15 protein-coding genes are annotated in these 20,923 nt (G+C 40.8%); 14 read left to right on the top strand and 1 reads right to left on the bottom strand.

Features of this window, described 5'->3' with window-relative positions:
* Positions 1-28: 28 nt before the first annotated feature.
* The 12 genes from FGT79_RS21810 (at position 29) to FGT79_RS21755 (ending at position 17,814) form a co-directional block, all read left to right on the top strand.
* Complete coding sequence (locus tag FGT79_RS21810) at positions 29-1,006, top strand: diaminopimelate dehydrogenase (protein WP_138754959.1); 978 nt, start codon at positions 29-31, stop codon at positions 1,004-1,006.
* Between the two features lie 211 nt (positions 1,007-1,217).
* Complete coding sequence (locus FGT79_RS21805; RefSeq protein ID WP_138754958.1) at positions 1,218-2,003, top strand: tyrosine-protein phosphatase; 786 nt, start codon at positions 1,218-1,220, stop codon at positions 2,001-2,003.
* Positions 2,004-2,452: 449 nt separating this feature from the next.
* Positions 2,453-3,151 (top strand): S-layer homology domain-containing protein, encoded by a 699-nt coding sequence (locus FGT79_RS21800; protein WP_246096557.1) that lies wholly within the window; start codon positions 2,453-2,455, stop codon positions 3,149-3,151.
* Between the two features lie 95 nt (positions 3,152-3,246).
* Complete coding sequence (locus FGT79_RS21795; protein WP_138754956.1) at positions 3,247-6,186, top strand: glycosyltransferase; 2,940 nt, start codon at positions 3,247-3,249, stop codon at positions 6,184-6,186.
* Positions 6,187-6,204: 18 nt separating this feature from the next.
* A complete protein-coding gene (locus tag FGT79_RS21790) occupies positions 6,205-7,041 on the top strand; it encodes a hypothetical protein (RefSeq protein WP_138754955.1) in 837 nt (278 codons plus the stop codon).
* 25 nt (positions 7,042-7,066) lie between these two features.
* Entirely contained in the window at positions 7,067-9,796 is a 2,730-nt protein-coding gene (locus FGT79_RS21785; RefSeq protein ID WP_138754954.1) for a glycosyltransferase, read from the top strand.
* Between the two features lie 11 nt (positions 9,797-9,807).
* Positions 9,808-12,483, top strand: coding sequence for a sulfatase-like hydrolase/transferase (locus tag FGT79_RS21780; RefSeq protein ID WP_138754953.1), 2,676 nt, complete (start codon positions 9,808-9,810; stop codon positions 12,481-12,483).
* Complete coding sequence (locus FGT79_RS21775; RefSeq protein ID WP_138754952.1) at positions 12,480-13,418, top strand: interleukin-like EMT inducer domain-containing protein; 939 nt, start codon at positions 12,480-12,482, stop codon at positions 13,416-13,418. Before FGT79_RS21780 ends, FGT79_RS21775 begins: the two co-directional genes overlap by 4 nt.
* Positions 13,408-15,090, top strand: coding sequence for an interleukin-like EMT inducer domain-containing protein (locus tag FGT79_RS21770; protein WP_138754951.1), 1,683 nt, complete (start codon positions 13,408-13,410; stop codon positions 15,088-15,090). Before FGT79_RS21775 ends, FGT79_RS21770 begins: the two co-directional genes overlap by 11 nt.
* Positions 15,091-15,571: 481 nt before the next feature.
* Positions 15,572-15,817: an aspartyl-phosphate phosphatase Spo0E family protein gene (locus FGT79_RS32630; protein WP_425465038.1), complete on the top strand. Its 246-nt coding sequence runs from the start codon at positions 15,572-15,574 to the stop codon at positions 15,815-15,817.
* Positions 15,818-15,971: 154 nt separating this feature from the next.
* Positions 15,972-16,502 (top strand): VanZ family protein, encoded by a 531-nt coding sequence (locus FGT79_RS21760; protein ID WP_138754949.1) that lies wholly within the window; start codon positions 15,972-15,974, stop codon positions 16,500-16,502.
* Between the two features lie 115 nt (positions 16,503-16,617).
* The gene (locus FGT79_RS21755; protein ID WP_171056369.1) at positions 16,618-17,814 is read left to right on the top strand and encodes an acyltransferase family protein; all 1,197 of its coding nucleotides are present in this window, start codon (positions 16,618-16,620) and stop codon (positions 17,812-17,814) included.
* Between the two features lie 81 nt (positions 17,815-17,895).
* Here the strand turns inward: FGT79_RS21755 and FGT79_RS21750 are convergent, their stop codons facing one another.
* Positions 17,896-18,780, bottom strand: coding sequence for a helix-turn-helix transcriptional regulator (locus tag FGT79_RS21750; RefSeq protein WP_138754947.1), 885 nt, complete (start codon positions 18,778-18,780; stop codon positions 17,896-17,898).
* Positions 18,781-18,941: 161 nt separating this feature from the next.
* Here FGT79_RS21750 and FGT79_RS21745 point away from each other — a divergent pair, with 161 nt between their 5' ends.
* Positions 18,942-20,324, top strand: coding sequence for an MATE family efflux transporter (locus tag FGT79_RS21745; protein WP_138754946.1), 1,383 nt, complete (start codon positions 18,942-18,944; stop codon positions 20,322-20,324).
* A 98-nt stretch (positions 20,325-20,422) separates the two neighbouring features.
* Positions 20,423-20,914 carry a translation initiation factor IF-3 gene (gene infC, locus FGT79_RS21740; RefSeq protein ID WP_138755063.1) on the top strand — a complete coding sequence of 164 codons (492 nt, stop codon included), beginning with the start codon at positions 20,423-20,425 and terminating at the stop codon, positions 20,912-20,914.
* Positions 20,915-20,923 lie beyond the last annotated feature (9 nt).

The raw sequence follows: 20,923 nt of genomic DNA, 5'->3' as shown, positions 1-20,923 counted from the left end.
TATTAACTAAAATGAGGTGGCGGGCAGCATGACAGAACAGATTCGTATTGGCATCGTAGGCTATGGTAATTTGGGACGCGGGGTAGAACTTGCAATCCGGCAGAATGAAGATATGAAGCTGGACGCGATATTCACGCGCAGAGATCCTTCGACGATCCCGTCAGCCATTAAAGCTTATTCCATTGAAGAGGCTGAGCGCTTCGCCGATGATATTGATGTTATGATTCTTTGCGGTGGATCGGCTACAGATCTACCAGAGCAAGGGCCGGAATTTGCTCGTATGTTCCATACGGTTGACAGCTTCGATACACATGCACGCATTCCTGAATATTTCGAACAAGTGGATGCAATGGCAAGGGTGAGCGGCAAGGTGAGTGTCATCTCAACGGGCTGGGACCCAGGTTTGTTCTCGCTCAACCGCTTGCTTGCAGAAGCCATTCTGCCAGAGGGCAAGGAATATACGTTCTGGGGCAAGGGAGTAAGCCAGGGCCATTCCGATGCGATCCGTCGTGTGAGCGGCGTCAAGAATGGCGTGCAATACACGATCCCGAGCGAGGAAGCTGTTAACCGCGTGCGCAGCGGTGAGAATCCAGAGCTTACTACACGAGAGAAGCACGTACGCGATTGTTACATCGTAGCCGAGGACGGTGCTGATCAAGAAGCAATTGCACAAGAAATTCGCAACATGCCGAACTACTTCTCCGACTACAACACAAAGGTTCACTTCATTGATGAAGCAACGATGAAAGCCGAACATTCCACAATGCCACACGGCGGCACAGTGCTTCGCAGCGGCAGAACTGGCGAGAACAGCACGCAGATTATTGAATTTGGATTGAAGCTCGACAGCAATCCGGAATTCACGGCAAGCGTTCTAGTTGCCTATGCGAGAGCTGCTTACAAACTTGCACATGAAGGACAAGTCGGCGCCAAAACCGTGTTCGACATCCCATTTGCTTACCTTTCACCTAAATCCGCGTCAATGCTTCGCAAAGAATTGCTGTAGTATAGCTTCTGAACAAATTCTGTACAAACCCTCGTTTTTTACAATTTTTTACTTACACATTTGGGAATTGTAGGATACAATCAAAAAGTGATAAGTAATACTGTCGAATTATAGCGAGAAGTGCTGAAAGATCGACGTTCCTATGATAGAATAGTTACAAACCTGCCTATCAGGTGGCTTTGATCAATCTCTTCTAGGAAGTGAGATCAGCATGATAGACATCCATACGCATATTTTACCCGGATTGGATGATGGTGCAGCGGATTGGAATGATACTTTGAACATGGCCCGGGCAGCCGTCTCAGAGGGAATCACAACCATTATTGCAACCCCGCATCACGCCAATGGGACCTATATGAACACAGCACAAGACGTAGCCGAGCACACCCACACGATTAACGAAAAGTTAATCGCTGCGGGTGTGCCTGTTACTATTCGGACAGGACAGGAAATACGTGTCCATGACGATCTGCTTGATGCGTGGTCTAGGAATGAATTACTCCCCTTAGCCGGCTCTAACTATGTATTAATAGAGATGCCAGCCTCTCGAATACCGAAGTCGATGATCGAGCTCATACATGAGCTCACAATATTACGCCTAAAGCCTATTATTGCACACCCTGAGAGAAATGCAGAGGTCGTGCAGCATCCGCAGCGATTGGCAGAGTTAATTGAAGCTGGGGCATATGCACAAGTAACTAGCCATTCTCTCCTTGGCGGTTTCGGTAAGCGAATCGAGCAGTCAGCTTGGTCCTTATTAAAGGCTGGTCATATCCATATCGTTTCTTCCGATGCCCACCATATTGTGCGCCGCGGATTTCGCCTGCGCGAAGCGTACGACGCCATTGAGAGGCGGATGGGAGAACAATGGGTACAGTATTTCCAATTTAATGCAGAAGCTGTGCTTAATGGTTCTATTTTTATGAATCAGTCTCCTGTTGCTCGTTCATCGAGTGATTTCATATGGCGACTAACCTCTTTTTTTCAAAAAAAATAGGTTTTTTAAATAACAGAAACGAAGTAAGTCTTTCTTTTTTTTCTTACTTGTAATTATTTCTATATCTTATACATCTTGTAAAATAAAATTGCATTTATCTATTAATTCATTGTGTGGAATGCATGGTGAGTTGATTTTAGTGTGCCCGTTTATGTTTTTGATCTTAAATTACATATGTTTTTTAAAAGTATTTTATATTTTTTTTGTAAAAAATCGCAATGGTATTTCCGATAACTCTATTAGCTGACTTTACACAGTTCATCTCTTGCTACTATAAATTGAAGCATGAGAAGAATAGAATGGGTTGATTATGAACGAAGACAGAAACTCAAGTTCCTACATGAATATTGAATAGGGAGAGTTTGTTTTGATTCGTAACTTAACTAGATTCTGAAAGTGTAGAGTGACATAAAAGTTTTTTTAAAAACATATTTGGAGGATGAGTGAAAATGAATGTAGAAAGAACGAAGAAAATCACAAAATTTGCTGTTACGTCTGCTATGGTGGTAAATGCCCTAGCAGCGCCAGTGGCGGTATTTGCTGCTGAAGAAACGATTGCTCCGGATGCCGTACAAGCAGCGATTAAAGAGCTTATGGAAAAATCGATTATGGTAGGCGGACCTAATGGGGAGTTGAACCTGGAAGGGAAATTGACGCGCGTGCAAGTAGCTGCGATTATTGCTCGATCGCTTAATCTTGAGACGCCGGAAATTCCTACTTCCAAATTCTCAGATGTAAGCAGTGATAACTGGGGATTGAAGTATATTTATGCTTTGGAGAAAGTTGGCATTATGATTGGCTCTAACGGAGCTTTCCGTCCAAATGCTATTCTTAAAAAAGAAGAGCTTGCAGCTATTTTGGTACGTATTACACAAACGAATATTACAGGTAAAGGGACTGACCTTCCTATTTCGGATTCAAATGAAATTAGCGACTGGGCAAAAGCATACGTTCATGCTGCAATAGATGCTAAGTTGCTTACAGTTACCGACGGTAAATTTGCTCCTCAGAATCAGGTTGAGCGTAAAGATGTAGCAGTATTAACAGCAGGTTTCATTAAGGAAGAGAAGTTTGAACAATATAAAGAATCAATTAACACGCTGCTTGAAGAAGGAAAGAAAATTTCAAATAGTGATCCAACGGTCTAATATACATTCAATATAAAAACGAAAAGGGCCATTATCTTGCTTTGTTATAAAGCGAGATAACGGCCTTTAATCTATAAAGTGAAGGAATTGCTTATATGAAAATAGCTTGTTGTATTCTGGTGAAAAATAATGAGGCTACTCTCTATAAAGCTATTCAAAGTGTAAATTCTCTTGTGGATCAAGTCATTGTTCTAGATACAGGATCTAAGGATGGTAGCGTACGAATTGCAAAAGAACTTGGAGCTCGAGTTTTATTTCATAACTGGAATGATAGTTTCGCAGAAGCAAGGAATGTATTAATTAAACAAAGTATAAATTTTGATTGGATCATGTTCATTGATTCGGATGAAGAGTTTAATTGGAGTGGTGAAATTGATTTTCGTACATGGATTGAAACGAATGCAGTAAGAGAATCGGTCCTTTCCTTCGAGTGTCATCATTACGAAAAGAATCATCCTCGCATGATGTCGATGACGCATGTTGATCGTTTCTTTTCTCCCATTTTATATGAATATAAAGGGACTATACATGAAAGATTAATCAATGTGAGGCAAGGGGATACAAAGAAAACTCTACAATGTGTAGATGGGTATTTCAAACATTACGGCTATTCATCAGAGTTTCATCAAGTGAAGAGAAAAAGGAATTTAGAGTTGCTTTATAAGGAGTTAGCATCCAATAATGCTGACGGGTTAACTCATCGCTATCTTTCTGCAGAGTTTTATAACGCAGGGGATTATAGTCAGAGTTTAAAATATGCAGAAACGGCGCTGGAATTGCTGACATCGATACAGTCGTACAGTAAAGCACAAGCGCATTATTATAAATTAATGAGTTTATTACAGCTTGGAGATCAGAATGCAGCCGAAACAAGCGCCCGGAAATGTATAGACGAATGGCCTTCTTATACGGATCCTTATTGTATTATTGCGGAAATATGTTTTTCGCAGAACAGATGGCAAGAGGCTGCTCAATGGTACGGTAGATGGGTGAGTTTGATTCGAAGACCTAATCATACGTTTCCTAATCATTGTATCTCTTTAGTGGATATCGTTTCACAACATAATTGGGTTTGTTCGTATAAAATGGGGGATTTCAAAGTCGAGTATAGGGAAGAGGTAAAAGAAATGAAGATTTCAGTACTGCTAGCGTATCCACAACTTGAATATGATCGAGAGGATCTGCTTCGTCATATACAGTCTGTCTTTCATAAGTTTCAAGTTGAAATTGGAATTTGGTCGCCGAAGCTAAATGAACATTCGAAAGAAGTTGTTCAGTGGTTAGAAGGCGGAGTGGATCGTGTTGTTCAAGGCGGAAATGTAGAAGAAGCTATCGCTCGCTTTGAAAGTGGAAGCCATTCAAATATATTGTGGTTATGGAAAGCAAACGAGCGACTAGCAACTGAAATTAATGACGACATTATAGTGAGAACGGCGCTAGCTAACGGAGAAATATTAGTTAAAACGTATTCTGAAAGAATAGGACATGAGGCTGTAGAAAAGCGTATCAAATTGTTAGATGCCGGTATTCGAAATTCGGAATCCAAGTCATACAACTCCATGTTGTATAGGAATGAAAATACAGGCGGAAACGTAGTGAATAGGCCAGTGATTACGATTGAAATGCCACTGATTGTAGCGGAAGACAAAAAACAAGCTTACCTTGAACTCTTAAAGGAACAAGGTTCAATTCAGCAACTGTTGATAGCGTTCGGCGGCCAGAGGTATAAAGATGTGCTAGCACTCGTGGAGCCGGACAGAGAATCGAAGGATTGGAGAACATTTCAATTTTTTCAGATTCTTTCTTTAATAAATATGGATAGTTTAGAAGAAGCAACAGATAAAATTTATACGGTTCTGGATGCTGATTTGGATGAGATTGATCAGTTAGATTTCATATACCTGTACGGTAAAATGACTGTAAATATCCAAATTAAAGAGATGAAGAAAGAAGTATGCGAACTATTAAGCAGCACCTTGCAGAACAATCCAATCATTGATACCAAATTAGTGTTAACAACAGAATCGCATTGGTTAGCTTTAATTGCAGAACTACAGTGGCAGTTGGGAGACAAGAAGCAGGCATTTGTTTCTTGGAATCATTCTCTACAGAATTCAGCCTATTTAAATGAAGCATGCGCTTTTAGGCTGGCTGAAGCGATATACGAGGAGTATAAATCAGAAGGTATTGAGAAAATCTCGCGTAAAGTTTTAGAGATTTTTAATGTGGACAACCCAACTGCTCAATCATTGCTATATCCACTATTTTGCTACTTAAATATGCAAGAGTGGGCGGTTTTATTTCTTCGCCACCGAGAGAGCGGCATGGTCACAAATGAATTCTCACCATTAGTAAGTATTGTCATGCCTGTGTACAATGATTCAAAATACTTGTTTGAAAGCATTAGAAGTATCCTTGCTCAAACTCATTTGCAATTAGAATTAATCATTATAGATGACGGTTCTACTGAAGACATAGCTAGTATTGTTAATCGATTTAAGTTTGATAGCCGAATCAGCTATTATCGGACTGCAACCAATCGTGGTCTTCCTCATGCTCTGAACTACGGTTTCTCGAAAGCGAAAGGTGAATATCGATGCTGGACTTCTGCAGATAATTATGTGCATCAGCGTTGGTTGGAGCGAATGATTGGCTCTTTATCTACTTACCCGAATGCAAGTGCCGTCTATTCAGATTATTATCATGTGGATTCTAATGGAATGATAATTGAAACAAAGAGGCTGCCTAATTATCGATTAAATGGTTTGCAAAACGGTGGTCCATCTTTGATGTGGAGAACTTCCTCACACAAAAGAACAGGCGGATTCGATGAATCAATATTCGGAATCGAGGATCGTGATTTCACCGTTCGTCTAGCATTAACCGGACGTATCGTACATTTGCAGGAGCCATTATATTACTATCGTATTCACGAAGAAAGTCTTTCGTCCAAAATTGATACTGGTACCTTCGGTGGATGGGAAGCTCTGCATTTAAAATTAAAGAAGAAATGGCTTCATTTGAGTTTTGTATAAACCAATAGGAGATGGGACATGAATAAATTGCATATGTCTAGAGAAGTTCTTTCCCTTCTTGATCAAGGTCATCAGGAACTTCAGCTTGATGCATTAAGAGAATTACACAGAAGCAAGGTTTCGCAGCTACTGGAGTTAAATGAAACGGTAAAGGAAATGGAAATTGAGATTAAACATCGTAGAGCAGAGTTGGAGAAAACTAAAAATAAAAATTATGATCTAGAGCATATGCTGGAAAGTGACAAACAGATTGTGAAAAGGCAAGAACAAATAGTTAAATACGAGAAAGAGTATTCCAATAGACAGTTATACTACATTCAAGCGTCAGAAAACGTTGATTCAAGTCTTTTCGGCTTTGAATCGTTTTTGCTCAAAAACAAAGATCGCACTAATATCGTTGTTGTGCCAGATGGCATAAAATTCAAAAGCAATCGGATGAGTGAATTATTGCAATCATTGTCTGAAAGAGGATTCTTATGCATAGCATTTAATGGGTCACTTGAAAATGGATTAGCAGAAAATGTAAATGGATATTATGAGTTTAAAGATGAAGCTTTGCTTCTCAAATGGCTTAATAAATATAAAATTACCCCAATTGTTCTATGTACTTGGGTTCTACAATCTGCTTGGTACGATTTATTGATCTCGAAAAGGATTTGGTATGATATTTGTGAAGAGGAAGACTTCTTATGGGGCATTGATGCATCTGCAAGACTAAAACATTATGAGATATTAAAACAAGCTGAAGTGGTCACTTACTCAGATTTTAAAAGAAAAAAACATACATTGGCAAGAAAAGATGCTTTGCTTCTTACTATTAATAACGTAAATAGCTTGGTCTCTAAACTTAGTTAAAGAATTGAGGTGTGATTTACTTACAATGAAAAAATCAAAAGCAGCTATACAACGTGAGATTGATGCCATAGAAACAGCGCTACATCAAATTAACGAGCTGTCAGAAAATCAATTGCTAGCTATAGACCATATGAAAAGCGAAAATATCCGTTTAGAAAATGAAGAAATTTACCAACTGGAAATTAATAAGAAAAATTTAGATGCTATTTCGCTTTTTGAGAAGGAATTGGCAGAAAAGGATCTATTATTTGCTTCCCGATATAAGAGTCAATTACTGTACTACAGACAAATTGTAGAATCTCCTCTAACAAATGAGGCTAGAGAAATTGTCGAATTAATGCAAGAGAGCGATTACTTAGGGATAATTGTTTATCCCATTGCTGTGAATTGGGAGCCTATTCAACGTCCACAGCATTTATTAATGGAGTTCGCACGAAAAGGTTATTTATGCTTTTTTTGTGATCCTTCACCAGAGTTTTGTCTTAGAAAAATTGAAAACGGGCTTTTTGTTGTCTCAAAACAAGAGCATCTGCTGCAAGCATTACAAACTACCCATGTAATGGTACTGAACTCGTATTTGATGCAAAATGCTTGGATAGAAAACCTTCCTCATAAGACCATTTGGTATGATGTTCTTGATCGTGTTGACTTTTTTGGACTGTATGATAGAAATATGTTGTCTAAGCATTATGAGGTGCTGCATGAAGCCGCCATTGTTACTTATTCAGCCAAAATGCTTAAAGAGTATGTTATAGATAGAAAAGATGCTGTCTATTTGCCTAATGCAGCAAGACCAGAAGACTATGGGGATAATCAGGATGAAACGAACATTATACCAGAAGATTTGGTATCAATTTTAAATAAAAGAAAAAGAATAATAGGTTACTTTGGAGCAATTGAAGCTTGGTTTGATACAAAGCTTGTTAATGAGTTAGCTGAAAGTCCTGGCGTCGAAATTGTTTTAATCGGGCATTGCGGTATTTCGAAATGCGTCTTTTCGGATAATGTTCATGTTTTGGGTCCAAAACCATATAAAGAGTTGAAAAATTATACGAATCATTTTGATGCCTTAATCATTCCATTTATTGTGAATCAATTAACCAATTCAGTTTCTCCAGTGAAATTTTTTGAGTACTGCGCAATAGGTAAACCGATTATTACAACATCAATTGCAGAGGTCATCCCTTTTGCCGGACCAGGAATTACATTCGTAGATGTCAAAGCTCCAATGAGACTCACTTCATCTTCTTGGAATATGTCTAAAGAAGCTCAAAATAATTTGAAGACGATTGCGAGCCAAAACCAATGGGCAACAAGGGCTAGTGAAATTGAAACGTTGCTGCAATCAAAAAAATCGTGTTTAAATATATATGCAAATCGAATAATAGAGCGAAATGTAGCCGTGTTTACAGCAACCTTTATGGACTATAATGGAGAAAACTATTATACAGGTGGGGCAGAAAGATACCTGGTAGATCTTTATGAGGTATGTAAGGATTTAGGATTGAAACTAGATATTTATCAGTATGGAAATTTTCCTTGGCATAGAAAATATAAAAATATTGACATATATAGCTTAGGGCATGACGGATTGAATATGAATGAGTTTACAGTTGAGACTTTGCATGCCTTTAACCGCCGTTATTTATATGCCGTTGAAGGTACAGCGATACTTAATATTTATTCTGCTTTCTTCCAAGCCTATCCACAAGTGGCGCATCCAAGTATAGGGATAAGCCACGGTGTCTCATGGGATAATTACGGGAGCCAGTATAAAGATGGCACGCAATTCTGGGTCCATAATGAAAGATTCATAAAAAGCGCTGAGCAGGTACAAAAAATGATTTCTGTAGATACGAACACATCTAATTGGTTTCAAACAGTATCGTATCAAACAGGTAAACAGATGATTAGTATACCGAACTATGTTGATCCAGATGAGTTTTTCCCAGTCCTAAAAAAAGAAGATAGACGTAAACGAATTGTATATCCGAGAAGGTTATATGAGGCTCGAGGTTTGTACATTACCCTTGCTGTAGTTGATGAGATATTAGAAAGATTTCCAGAAACAGAATTTCATTTTGTGGGAAAAGGCTTTGAAGAAGATGTAAATGCTATCAAGAAAGCAATGGAAAAATGGCCGAATCGTATCTTTTGTTATCATCGCGATCCAGACGAGATGCATCTTGTTTATAAAGAAGCGGATATCGTATTAATCCCGACTTTATATAGTGAAGGTACAAGTCTATCTTGCTTAGAAGCATGTGCAACCGGAAATACAATTATCGCTACTAGAATTGGTGGATTAACCGATATTATTATAGACCGCTTTAATGGCCTTCTTATCAATCCGGATAGCCAATCGTTACAAAAAGCCATTATTGAGTGCTTAGAGAATAAAGAATTAAGCGAAACACTTGCTAAGAATGCTTATGAAGTTTCTAAAGCATTCAATAAGAAAAACTGGAAAGACAAGTGGAAATCAAATATTTTATCTATGTTGACTGAAAAAGAAGGAAATGATAGTCGAAGTGGGAGTAAGCTAAGTTCTCAGATTGAAATTGAGTTATGTGTAACGGCTGATACTCCTATTGAGGATTGGATTCCGAAGATTGCTAAGTATCTTAAACAAGGAGTAACCGTGTTTGTCAGAGGGGAGCAGGTAGCAGGCTCCGAATCAAGCTTTGGGCGATTGCAGTGGATTTCAAATGAGACAGAATTATATTTTCAGCCTATGAAGAAGAGCTTTGACTAAGAGGGAGAGGGTTGAAACTGTTGTCGGCGCTACTGATATGCCTTGCCATATTTATATGGCATTTAACATGGAATATGGCTCTAAATAAAGTTCGTGGCTTGAAATGGGTATCGCTGGAACAAATTATTGTTTCGAGTTTAACGTCAATTATTATTAAAATCATAGCAGGATGGAGTATTTATCCTGCTATGATTTTGGTTTTATTTGTTACGATTGCATACTTTATTAACATGATTCATTTTAGATATTTTGGGAACATTGTTGCTGCTTTTCAAGTTAAGCAGTTTTTATTTGTGAAGGGTACAGCAAAGACAAATGGGTCTATGCTATTTCAAGCTGCTGGAAGGCTTGTGAGATGGAGCGACATTTACTATCTCATCACTTTTTCTGAAGTGATAATTGCGTTCATCGTTACAAATGGTGAAAAGGCATCTCCATCTATATTGTGGTGGACATTAAATGTAGTATTGGCCATGGTGATATTGATAACGATAAGGCAAATGAACCGGTTATCCAATGGATCAATGCCGATCCATACGTTTGGCATGTTCGTATCTTATTACTTTACTTGGATTATGGATAGAAGAAGAAGTTTAGAGCAAGCACAAATACAAGAGGATTTTCAGAAAGAGTATGCCAGCAACGGAATAGTAAACGAGGATAGATTAATTGAAGATTCTTGGTTTGGGAAATACAAAGGCATGAATGTGATTCTCATTCAATTGGAGTCTTTTCAGCAATTTTTACTGCATTATAAAGTTGAGGGGCAGGAAGTAACCCCATTCATGAATCGCTTAGCTAGAGAAAATATAGCCTTCACAGATATTTTCAGCCAATTCTCAAGAGGGCATACCTCTGATGCGGAATTGGCTTCGCTGCATTCTTTGTATGCTATGCAGAATGATGTTGTGAATTATAAGCATTATGATAAAAAATTTTATGGCTTACCTAAAATTTTACGTAAACATGGCTATGAGTCTATGGCCTACCACGGTTACAAAGGCGATTTTTATAATCGACGAACGATGATGAATACACACGGATTTGAAAGATTCTTCTCCGAAGAAGATTATTTGCTTCAAGACAAAGCGTCCTCTTGGTTATCTGATTTTTCTTTCTTTGAACAATCCGTTGAAAAGATTAAAAAAATGAAAAAGCCATTTTTTTCATTTATGATCAGCTTAACTTCTCATTTTCCTTTTAAATTGGAAGAGAGGTTATGGGGGTTGAAATTGAGTAAGGACTTGCCCGAATTTCTTTCTTTATATTATCAGAGTGTTAACTACACCGATCGAGCATTGCAGTTCTTTTATGAGTCTTTAAAGCAAGAAGGACTTATGGAAAATACGGTTTTCGCATTTTATGGTGACCATGAGGGAGTTTCGCCGGAGCATCTAGCATCATTATATGATGAATTGGGCATTCAGCAATCCAATATGCTTAAATCAACGAACAGGATGCGAATGGCACAGGTACCCTTTATTATTGCAACAGATAATGATGTGGCAATCGAGTCACCTGATTTAAATATTGTTGGAAGTACATTGGATGTAGGCCCGACGCTTCTTCATTTGCTAGGACTACCCAAAATCAGTTATGGAATGGGTACAAGCCTTTTTACTGCTGACAAAGATAGAATCATACCTTTAGTACAATTTCCAAACGGTTCTTTTGCCACAACACATACTTTATTATATGCTTCTGATTCAGGTGAATATGTTAATAGCACAATATTCGATAGAGATAAAGAGACGATCGTATTACCTGTATCCGGAGAAAATAAAAAAGCATATGAGTTCAGTAAACAGCAAATTAGTAGATCAGCATATTTAATCTCGAATGATAAATTAGTCATTGAAGAAAAGGCTGATGATGTAGAGACGGCTATTGTGGTTTCAGCCCAATTCTCAACCAATATTGAACAGATATTAAGCCTAGTAAATGATGACTCGATCGTACTTCCGATTCCACTAGCCTTAGATCAAGGGCATATGAACGTTGCCATTAATGATTTAAGCGGTATCAGCAAGCTTGAGGAATATTATCGTGTCCAACGTAAGAAAAACATTCGGTTTTTCTCGATACTGGATTTAGATGCAAATGATAAACCGATATATTTTGAAGATAAATTTTATATCGACGTTTTACGGAAAAAGGGACATAAGATTGAGTTAGTCAACCCAATTACATTGCCAGCATATTTGCAGAGCCTGCCGGATCATGTACTAGTCGTAGCAGTTGCAAAAGATGATGCAGCACACCAGTTCACCGAATCATTTCTGGAGACGATGTCCAAGTACGGAATTAACAAATTGAATAGGACGAAGTATCGACATAGCTATGTGAATCTTATTTATAAAAATAAAGGGTTTATGTCGTTATACGAAAAGACTTCAGAACATTCAATTGATCACCATTGGGAGAAAAATTCGATACTAAATGGAGTGTCTCTTCCGGTTGATGTGAAGTTACGAAGCCAGGGCGCTTTATCAGGAAACAAAGCTGAGCTATTTGTTAATCAAGTACCTTGTTGTTCCAATGAAAGAGGTCTCAACTTTGCAGTGATAGATATGCGAAAAGGTAACGTAATAGAGCAATTTGTTGCAGATACTTTTTCAACGACATATATTGATAATGGCATGTATCGTGCTATCAAAGAAATTCCAATTCCGGGAGTGATTCTGTGAGTGTATTATGGTTGCAAGCCGGTGCAGCTATTTTATTGAGCTGTTGGTTTTTCTTAATGATAAGCATGAAGAATATTCTACCTGTCTTAAAAGCAGTGGAAAAAATGGATGAATGGGTAGGAATTTCTGAGGATGCATTGGAAGAAACAGAAAACGATCCTGTTGAGGTAAACTATTCCTTTTCGAGATGGGAAGAAGTCATAGCTTCGGACGAAGAGAATATGCAAAGGATATTAAGCAATCCGCTTTGGTCAGGCCAAGGTGGGGGAGCTTCAATTATTGAAGAGCTCTGCAAACAAAACAATATTTCCATTATTGATATTAAAGATATCGAAGCCCAAACGAATCAGCCTATGACTCTTTATTTTGATGATCCCAGCATGATGCCTGTATTATGGGATCGGAATTACAATATTCAGCTAGTAAACAGCAAGAGCTTTATCGATTTGTTTAATGAGGCAAGTCCATTTTCGATTATCATTCTATCCGTGAAGGATGATGGATCTCAGGCATTAAATCATAAGTGGCAAGAAAGGCTCAGCGATTTTGGCATTCGTGAATTAACGAGGGAGCACTTGCGAAATAGTTATATTAATGTCATTTGGAAAAAATACGACAACGTCTACGTAAGTCTTTTTGAAGAATGGTCAGATGAGCCCTTGTTAAAAAATTATAAAAAAGATGATACAATTAATGGTTTCAAATTTCCAATGGATATCCAGATCATAAGCAAAGGGTATGACAGCGGCAATTATTCTAGCATTGTAATAGAAGGTAAAGAATATTCCTCGAATTTGCGCGGTATGAATATGGTCGTGTATGATGTCGTAGATTCAAGGGTTGAAGCCGCTAATAGAGTAGATACATTTGTTACGATGTATGATGATCGAACCGTTTATCGCGCAGTCCCAATCGAGGTGAAAAATGAATTATAAAATGGCTGATTTATCCCTGATGAATAAGGGAAGCGTCTATATCCCTCAATCTGATATGCCAAGTATACACGATCGAAATAAGGTAGAGAAAGTTTATGCGGCTTATGTGTCCAGCATGTTTCGTCAATATGGAGTGTGGATAAAATCGTTCAAGGATATAGCATTGGAGTTTAACAACCAATCCATTTACTTTCACGAGAGCAGCCACATTCCTTATTTTTCAAATAATGGTTATAGCGTTAAGACAGTTAAAGGAAAGACCATAGTAGATTTTTTGAGTAATGTGATTGAAGAATCGTACGTAATCATTTCAGTCAAAGATGATGCAAGTCAGCAAATTAGTATAGATGTTGAGTTGGATTTAAAGCGGCTTGGTATCTCTCAAATGAACAAAACAAAGTTAAGGTATAGCTATTTATGGGTTGCAAAGAAAAATCAAGGTGGCGAATATGACGTATTATTTGAAGAGTGTTCGAACGATGATATTTACTGGGAGGGGGCTTGTGACGAAATTGCCGTCATTGCCAAAAGTGGTGGGGCGCTCGCAGCAAACAATAGTAGCATAAAACTGGGTAATCTGGAACGGAGTCTGAATCATCGCGGATTTAATGTTGTTGTATTTCAATCAGACTCGAATGTGAGTGCAACCTATTTCGATACATTTGTAACGTTGTTCGGTGAAGGAAGCTTATTTCAAGCCGATCCTCCTAGGAAACGGAAAAGAAATCGCGTGATTAGTCGTGGCGGAGGAAGAATTCAGGGCATTAATTTTACTAACTGCAAGGAAGTTTTTGAACAGAGTTATATTCATAGGGGACATAGAATATTTGAAGCTGATTTAACGTTAACTTCAGACGGGGAGTTAGTTGCACGCGAAAGTTGGGAACCTTCTATGTATAATATATTACAGCAGAAGCTCCCAAGTGAACTCGAGAATGTTCTTCCACCTACGAAAGAACAGTTTCAGAATCTGAAAATTTTAAATGCATACACACCTTTAACGATAGAAGGCTTATTTGAATTTCTTACCGCCCATCCGGATGCGTATCTGATTACCGATACGAAGTATTCGGATCATGAAATCGTGAGAAAGCAGTTTGAAAATTTGGTGGCAAATGCTGCACCGTTTGGGTTTCAGATTCTAATGCGCGTGATACCTCAACTATATTCAGAAACCATGTACGACGTCATTGATGAGATTTTTCCTTTCCCACAGTATATGTATACGTTATATCAAACGAATGCGACAGATCGTGAAGTTATTTCATATGTTAAGGAAAAGGATATAAACTTTCTAGCGTTGTCTCAAGAAAGATATAGCCCAGCACTTGTATTTGCAATGAAAAAACGAGGTACTTCTATATATGCTCATACGGTCAATGAAATGGATGCCGTTAGTGAGTATATAGAGGGTCAATATGATGGTTTCTATACAGATGTATTATCTGAATATGAAGTAGATAGAGAGTATGTATATTATGAAAAGGAACTGGAAACCAGAAAGATCATGCTGAATGAATTTCTGAATGAGAAGTTCGGTATAACAGATCGTGAAATACAGATTACAATCAATGAACTTAACTTAAGTGAATTCAAAGCGCTTAGCAGGCAATTGTTCCAATGTCACACGATTGAGGAAATAAATGATTTACTCGATGTTGAACTGAAATAACTTGTTAAAGAGACACGAGTGTATTGCAACAGAATGATAGGTTGATTTGTGAAGATTAGCTGCCGTTTCCTTGAGATAGGCTAGCTGGTCTTTTTCGTTTTTGAATAGTATAGTCATGAAAGTTGTTAATGAATTGTAAAAAATTATTACATTTAACCAATATACCCCTACCGTAGAACTAAAATATACATTACACTATCAGTACAAACTATCCAGATACATACAGGAGATACAATACGGGTCAACTAATGACGTGTTTGAGTAAAGATCTACAATTCATTCAAATTAATTCGGAATGAACGAGTCTAATTGTGTATAAAGAATAGATCCGAACGTTGGATTGATAAATAATTAGCTAGTGAATTAGTAATCTGCACGGGGCAAAAGCATAATGGAAACGAATAGATCAGGTGTATGAATCTTATTCGTATATGTTGAACAGGTTTCATTACTGAGTTTCCTCGGAGAGGAGTAGGAAGGGATTAATAGAATTAATATTCAGCAAAGAAATGAGCTGGAACAAACAATTGAGATGTTGCGGCAAGAGATGGTGGATAAGCTGTTAATGAGCCAATCCTACCAATCTGATGAGGTATTGGGAGCAAGCCAAGCGCTCGACCGAATGTTAAATTGCTATGATTGTGTGCGGTATGGAAGAGAGTGTGGAAGTGAGAAGGTTTGTGCATATATTGATTATGTGGAGAATTCTCATCATCAGTCAAGATAGGGAAGCAGAGTGCTTTAGCAACTACGAGGAGGTTACCTTGTTTTTATAGGTAGTCTTTTTTACTTTCTCCGTCTGAGCACGACCCATGCATTTTGTTTCTATGTCTTTTCTATTAAGATAAAAATAGCATGTATCATAGAGGGGTACGAGCGATTTGGATAAAGCGATGAGATGGGCACCAGTTGTGCTTTTGGGAACTATATTGGCAGGTTGGCTAGTCATGTTGTTTGTTTTCTCATCACAATCGTATACTGAGCAAAATATACAGCCCTTTTTGAGGGGGCATCTGAATTATCATCAGCTTATGAGATGGCTGCCGAATGTGACAATTCGTTACCAAACGAGTGTTATCAATTCACATGTAGATCCGTATCGGTTTTTGGAGTTTCTGTTCCGTAAAGGTGCGCATTTGTTCGTGTACGCAACGCTTTCGGCAATAATGTTTATGTTCTTACGCGCGATGACTCGTGGACGCATATGGATATCCATACTTCTTACTCTTTTAGTAGCTTTAGCTATTCCTATACTTGATGAGTGGAATCAACGGGGTTCTAACGAGAGAACTGGCAATGCGACAGACGTCATGCTTGACTTTACAGGCGGTTTGGCGGGATTAATATGCTGTTTATGCGTAGCAGGTGTCATTAAGCTCTGGAGAAGAGCAGGAAGGTCTAGGGGCCTGTGAGAATCTCCTTCCAAAGTATAGACATTATAAAAATAGTTGCGGACAAAGCGTACCCCTATCCCTTATAATCGTCTTTGTTAAGATGAAGATTCGGTAAATGTGGGGGAGTCGCAGCGTGCAGCGCTATGAACAATTAGATTCACTTAGAGGTTTGGCGGCATTAGCCGTTATGATCGGCCATTTTTTAATGGTGTTTACACCAATCGTGCAGAATACCTCGGGGCTAGGCCTGCTTGATTATCCGCTGAACCTACTGAAGTACACGCCATTGCACGCAATTTGGGGCGGCCATGAGGCTGTCATTATGTTTTTTCTGTTAAGCGGCTTTGTGCTTTCCTTGCCGTTTTTCAGCAACCGTCAGCAAACGTATACAAAGTATGTGATTAAGAGGATCTGCCGCATATACATTCCGTTTGTCATTGCGCTGTTAATTGCCATCGTACTGCGGGAAGTGGTCTATGTCTCCAAGTTAACAGATTTGACGAGCTACTATAATAACTTATGGGTGAACCCGCCAAGCTGGTCCTCTATTGCTCATCATTTGCTCTTTGTTGGCAATTACAATACGACGCGTTATGATCCGATTCTATGGACATTGGTTCATGAGATGCGGATTTCATTATTATTCCCTTTCATTATGTTTGTCATTATCAAAGGCGGCTGGAGGCTTGGTCTTCCGATTGCGCTTGTTCTTTCTTTTGGAGCGGAAATGCTGCTCGAGAATTTCGAGACTCGTTATATGACCAACTTTGTTGTGTCGCTGCATTATGCATCCTTCTTCATTGTAGGCGCGCTGCTGGCCAAATATCAGGGAACGCTAAGAGGTTTTTTCATGCGTTTGAACGGCTGGGGAGTGTCGCTGCTGCTCGTTGCCGCACTCTGCTGTTATTCATTCAAATGGATTGGCTACGGCGAGGACTTCCATGATTGGTTCATGCCGCATCGAGGGGACTGGATGACAGCAATCGGCGCTTCTATCTTCATTGTGGCAGCGCTGTCCTCCATATGGCTGTCGAATCAGCTTGGGCGCAAGCCGCTTTTGTTTCTGGGCAAAATATCGTACAGTCTCTATTTGTACCATATGATCGTATTGCTATCGCTCGTTCATCTATTGAATGGGAGGCTCGATACGCCATTTATCGTAATGATTGCTTTCGCAGCCTCGTTCGCTGCAGGGGCAATGAGCTATTATTGGGTAGAGCTTCCCTCTATTCGTTTGGGGAAGTGGCTTACAGGCTGGGGCAAGAAGCCGGCAGCAGGCGAGATTGCTGGGAAGGCAGGTCATGGAGAAGGTGTGATGTCTTCTTCATAGAATCAATAGTTAGCTGTGATAGGTGGAAGGTGACTGCCGGGGAAGCTCGGCAGTCTTTTTCATAAGGATGTGAGAATGCGCTTAGCCGTGTGAAAAGCGCTGACGGTACTTGCGCGGCGAGATGTTCTCGTGCTTAGCGAAGCAGGAGGAGAAGTAGGCGGCGTTGTTGAAACCGACCTCTTCCCCGATACGCGCAACTGGCAGATCGGTTTGCAGCAGCAGCAGCTTGGATCGTTCGATGCGGAAGCTCATCAAATAATCGAATGGTGCACAGCCGAATTCCTTCTGCATGCATCTGGCAATGTAGACGGGGTGGAAGTTAATGCTCTCCCCAAGCTCCTGTGCGGTAATCGTATCGCGGTAATGCTCGCGCAAATAGGACGCGGCTTGCTCCGCGCACAAGGCGGAGGGAGTCGGGCCTTGTGCTTCCATAGAAGCAGACAGGTGCTCGATGATCTCTTGGAACGCAAGCTGCTGCTTCCATTTGACGCTGGAGATATGATCATTCATATTAAGCTGCACCAACTGGCTCAGAAGGCTCTCCATCTTGGTGGGCTGGAGCAGCTTCGTGAATTGGGGGAGCTGCTTTGTGAAGGTTTGTGTCGTATAAAAGCTTGATGTAAGGATTCTGTCTTTCGTTCCCTCGACCTTCTCCTCTCTCATTGCCTCGTCCGACATGCCCCATTGCCCGGTTGTCTGGAAATGAACCCAGAAATACGAGGTCTGTTCCTGGCAGGCGAGCGTAGCGTAATGGAAGGCATCAGGCCGCAGAATAAGCGCGTGGCCGCTACTTACTTCGTAATGCTGCTCCTCTTCTCCGATATACAAGCAGCCTCGCGTCACAACGAGCAGGTCGAACACCTCAATGTTGCGCCTGCTGGGATGCTTACGGCCTGCAGGGGCGACAGTATATCCTCCGATGATATAATGCGGGAGCGGCGGGATCGTCATATGAATAATGGGCATTGGTTTGTCTGCTCCCTCGTTATCGAAGTTGGAATCGTTATAGTTTCGGTTGTAAACGTGATACATCAGGCTCAGTATAGCATCTATAATTTGAAATGACGAATGATCAATTCACAACGGAATCGGCTGCATGCAAGCAGTCGGTGCAGGGGGAACACACAATGGCTTTAGCTGACAAAAAATTTTCGCTCTGGATACTGGCATGGCCCATATTCATCGAATTGTTTCTACAGTTTCTACTGGGAGCAGCAGATACGCTGATGGTTAGCCGCATCAGCGACGACGCAGTTGCGGTGGTCGGCTTCTCGAACCAGCTGTTTCAGGCGCTTACAACGCTATTTATTACGGTGGCGAGCGGCGCAGGCATTCTGATTGCGCAGAAGATCGGCTCCCGCAACAGCGAGGATGCACGTACGATAGCGATTATGGCCGTGAACGTGAGTGCCGTTATTGGACTTGCTATGAGCGTTCTCCTGATTGCAGTTCCAGGGCAAATTGCAGCTTTGCTTCAGCTTCCGGAGCATTTGATTCCGCTCGCCAAAACGTATATCTCGATCGTAGGCGGAGGGATGGTGCTTATCGCTCTGATGTCGGCGCTCAGCACATCGATTCGGAATACAGGCAATACGAAGGGGCCAATGTATACGGCCATTGCGATGAATGTGGTGCATGTCTTTTTTAACTATGCGTTCATCTTCGGTGCGTTTGGTTTCCCTAAGTGGGGCCTGATGGGTGTAGCGATCTCGACCGTGCTTTGCCGCTTACTCGCTACAATTGTATTGTTTATTATGTTCCTCGGCTCCTTCGATCGGACGATCAGCCTGCGTGATCTTAAGACCTTTAATCGCAAGCTGTTCGGCAACATCCTTCATATTGGGTGGCCGCTCGGCGTCAATATGTCCTGCTGGGTATTCACGCAGCTGCTGATTTTCACCTTCCTGGCGATACTCGGCGCGAATGAGCTGGCGGCGCGAACTTATATGAATACGCTCGAATCGTTCTGCTTCATGCTTGGCTACTCGATTGCACTTGCCGTTCAAATCCAGATTGCCCACCTATTCGGCGCAGGAAGAGTGAAAGAGGCTTACGGCCTTGCTTTCCGGGCGATGTGGATCGGGCTCGGCGTCGTGACAGTCAATGCTTTCCTAATCTTCCTATTCGGGAAGCAATTGCTGGGCTTGTTTACGGAGAATAAGGAAATCGTAGCGCTTGGGGTCTCGCTGCTTGGGATGAACCTGCTGCTGCAGCCGGGCAAAATGATCAATATGGCGGTTAGCAATGCGCTTAATGCCGTAGGTGATACTCGTTATATTATGTGGACGTCGATTTTCTCGATGTGGCTGATCGCGACGGCGCTATCCTATTTTGTCGGCATCCATCTAGGATTTGGACTTATCGGCATCTATGCCTGCATGATACTTGATGAATACGTACGCGGCATATTGGCCGTGCTGCGCTGGAGAGGCAAGAAGTTTCTTAACAAGGCGGAGTCGAAGGAGAAAGCAGCTGTTGCTATTCGTAAACAAACTGCGCTGAAAGCCTAAGAAAAGCGTATAATAGAAGAAATGAAAACGGCGGCTCTTGCGTAAGAGCTGCTTTTTTCCATATTTACGTTGGAGGAGAGATATACGGTATGGCAGCTATGGTCATCATGAATGAAAAAATACGTGCTTCAGAGGTAAAATTGACGGGTCTGAGGGGCGAGGATCTTGGCATCGTAACGCGCGATGAGGCGCTCGCGAAGGCGCGGGAGCTGAAAGTTGACTTGGTGTGCACCTCGCTGATGAGCAGCCCGCCGCCATGTAAGCTTGTAGCAAAGGGACAGGCTAAGCAGCAAGCGGATCAGGAGAAGCGAGGCGAGAAGGTGAAGGATCAACCGAGCAAGGTGAAGGAGCTTCGCTTAACTCCGCATATCGAGGAGCATGATTATGATACGAAGCTGCGGCAGGCGGCGAAGCTGCTCGGCTCTGGCAATGGTGTCCAGCTCGTCGTCCGCTTACAAGGCAGCAAGGAAGGGCCCAAGGCTAAGGAGCTGTTGGAGCGTATGGTAAAGGATCTCGCGGAGAACGGGAAGAAGCAGTCGGGCATTCAAGTGAGCGGCAAGCAGGCTGCAGTGCAGGTTTTGCCTTTGTAGCTGCATGTT

The sequence above is a fragment of the Paenibacillus sinopodophylli genome (genome assembly GCF_005930355.1).
In the GTDB taxonomy this organism is placed as follows: domain Bacteria; phylum Bacillota; class Bacilli; order Paenibacillales; family Paenibacillaceae; genus Pristimantibacillus; species Pristimantibacillus sinopodophylli.
This window is presented reverse-complemented; position numbering and strand designations above follow the sequence as displayed.

Excerpts from the sequence above, each read along its gene's own strand:
- FGT79_RS21810 (WP_138754959.1), top strand. The coding sequence starts at position 29 with ATGACAGAACAGATTCGTATTGGCATCGTAGGCTATGGTAATTTGGGA.
- FGT79_RS21805 (WP_138754958.1), top strand. The coding sequence starts at position 1,218 with ATGATAGACATCCATACGCATATTTTACCCGGATTGGATGATGGTGCA.
- FGT79_RS21800 (WP_246096557.1), top strand. The coding sequence starts at position 2,453 with ATGAATGTAGAAAGAACGAAGAAAATCACAAAATTTGCTGTTACGTCT.
- FGT79_RS21795 (WP_138754956.1), top strand. The coding sequence starts at position 3,247 with ATGAAAATAGCTTGTTGTATTCTGGTGAAAAATAATGAGGCTACTCTC.
- FGT79_RS21790 (WP_138754955.1), top strand. The coding sequence starts at position 6,205 with ATGAATAAATTGCATATGTCTAGAGAAGTTCTTTCCCTTCTTGATCAA.
- FGT79_RS21785 (WP_138754954.1), top strand. The coding sequence starts at position 7,067 with ATGAAAAAATCAAAAGCAGCTATACAACGTGAGATTGATGCCATAGAA.
- FGT79_RS21770 (WP_138754951.1), top strand. The coding sequence starts at position 13,408 with ATGAATTATAAAATGGCTGATTTATCCCTGATGAATAAGGGAAGCGTC.
- FGT79_RS21750 (WP_138754947.1), bottom strand. The coding sequence starts at position 18,780 with ATGCCCATTATTCATATGACGATCCCGCCGCTCCCGCATTATATCATC.
- FGT79_RS21745 (WP_138754946.1), top strand. The coding sequence starts at position 18,942 with ATGGCTTTAGCTGACAAAAAATTTTCGCTCTGGATACTGGCATGGCCC.
- infC (WP_138755063.1), top strand. The coding sequence starts at position 20,423 with ATGGTCATCATGAATGAAAAAATACGTGCTTCAGAGGTAAAATTGACG.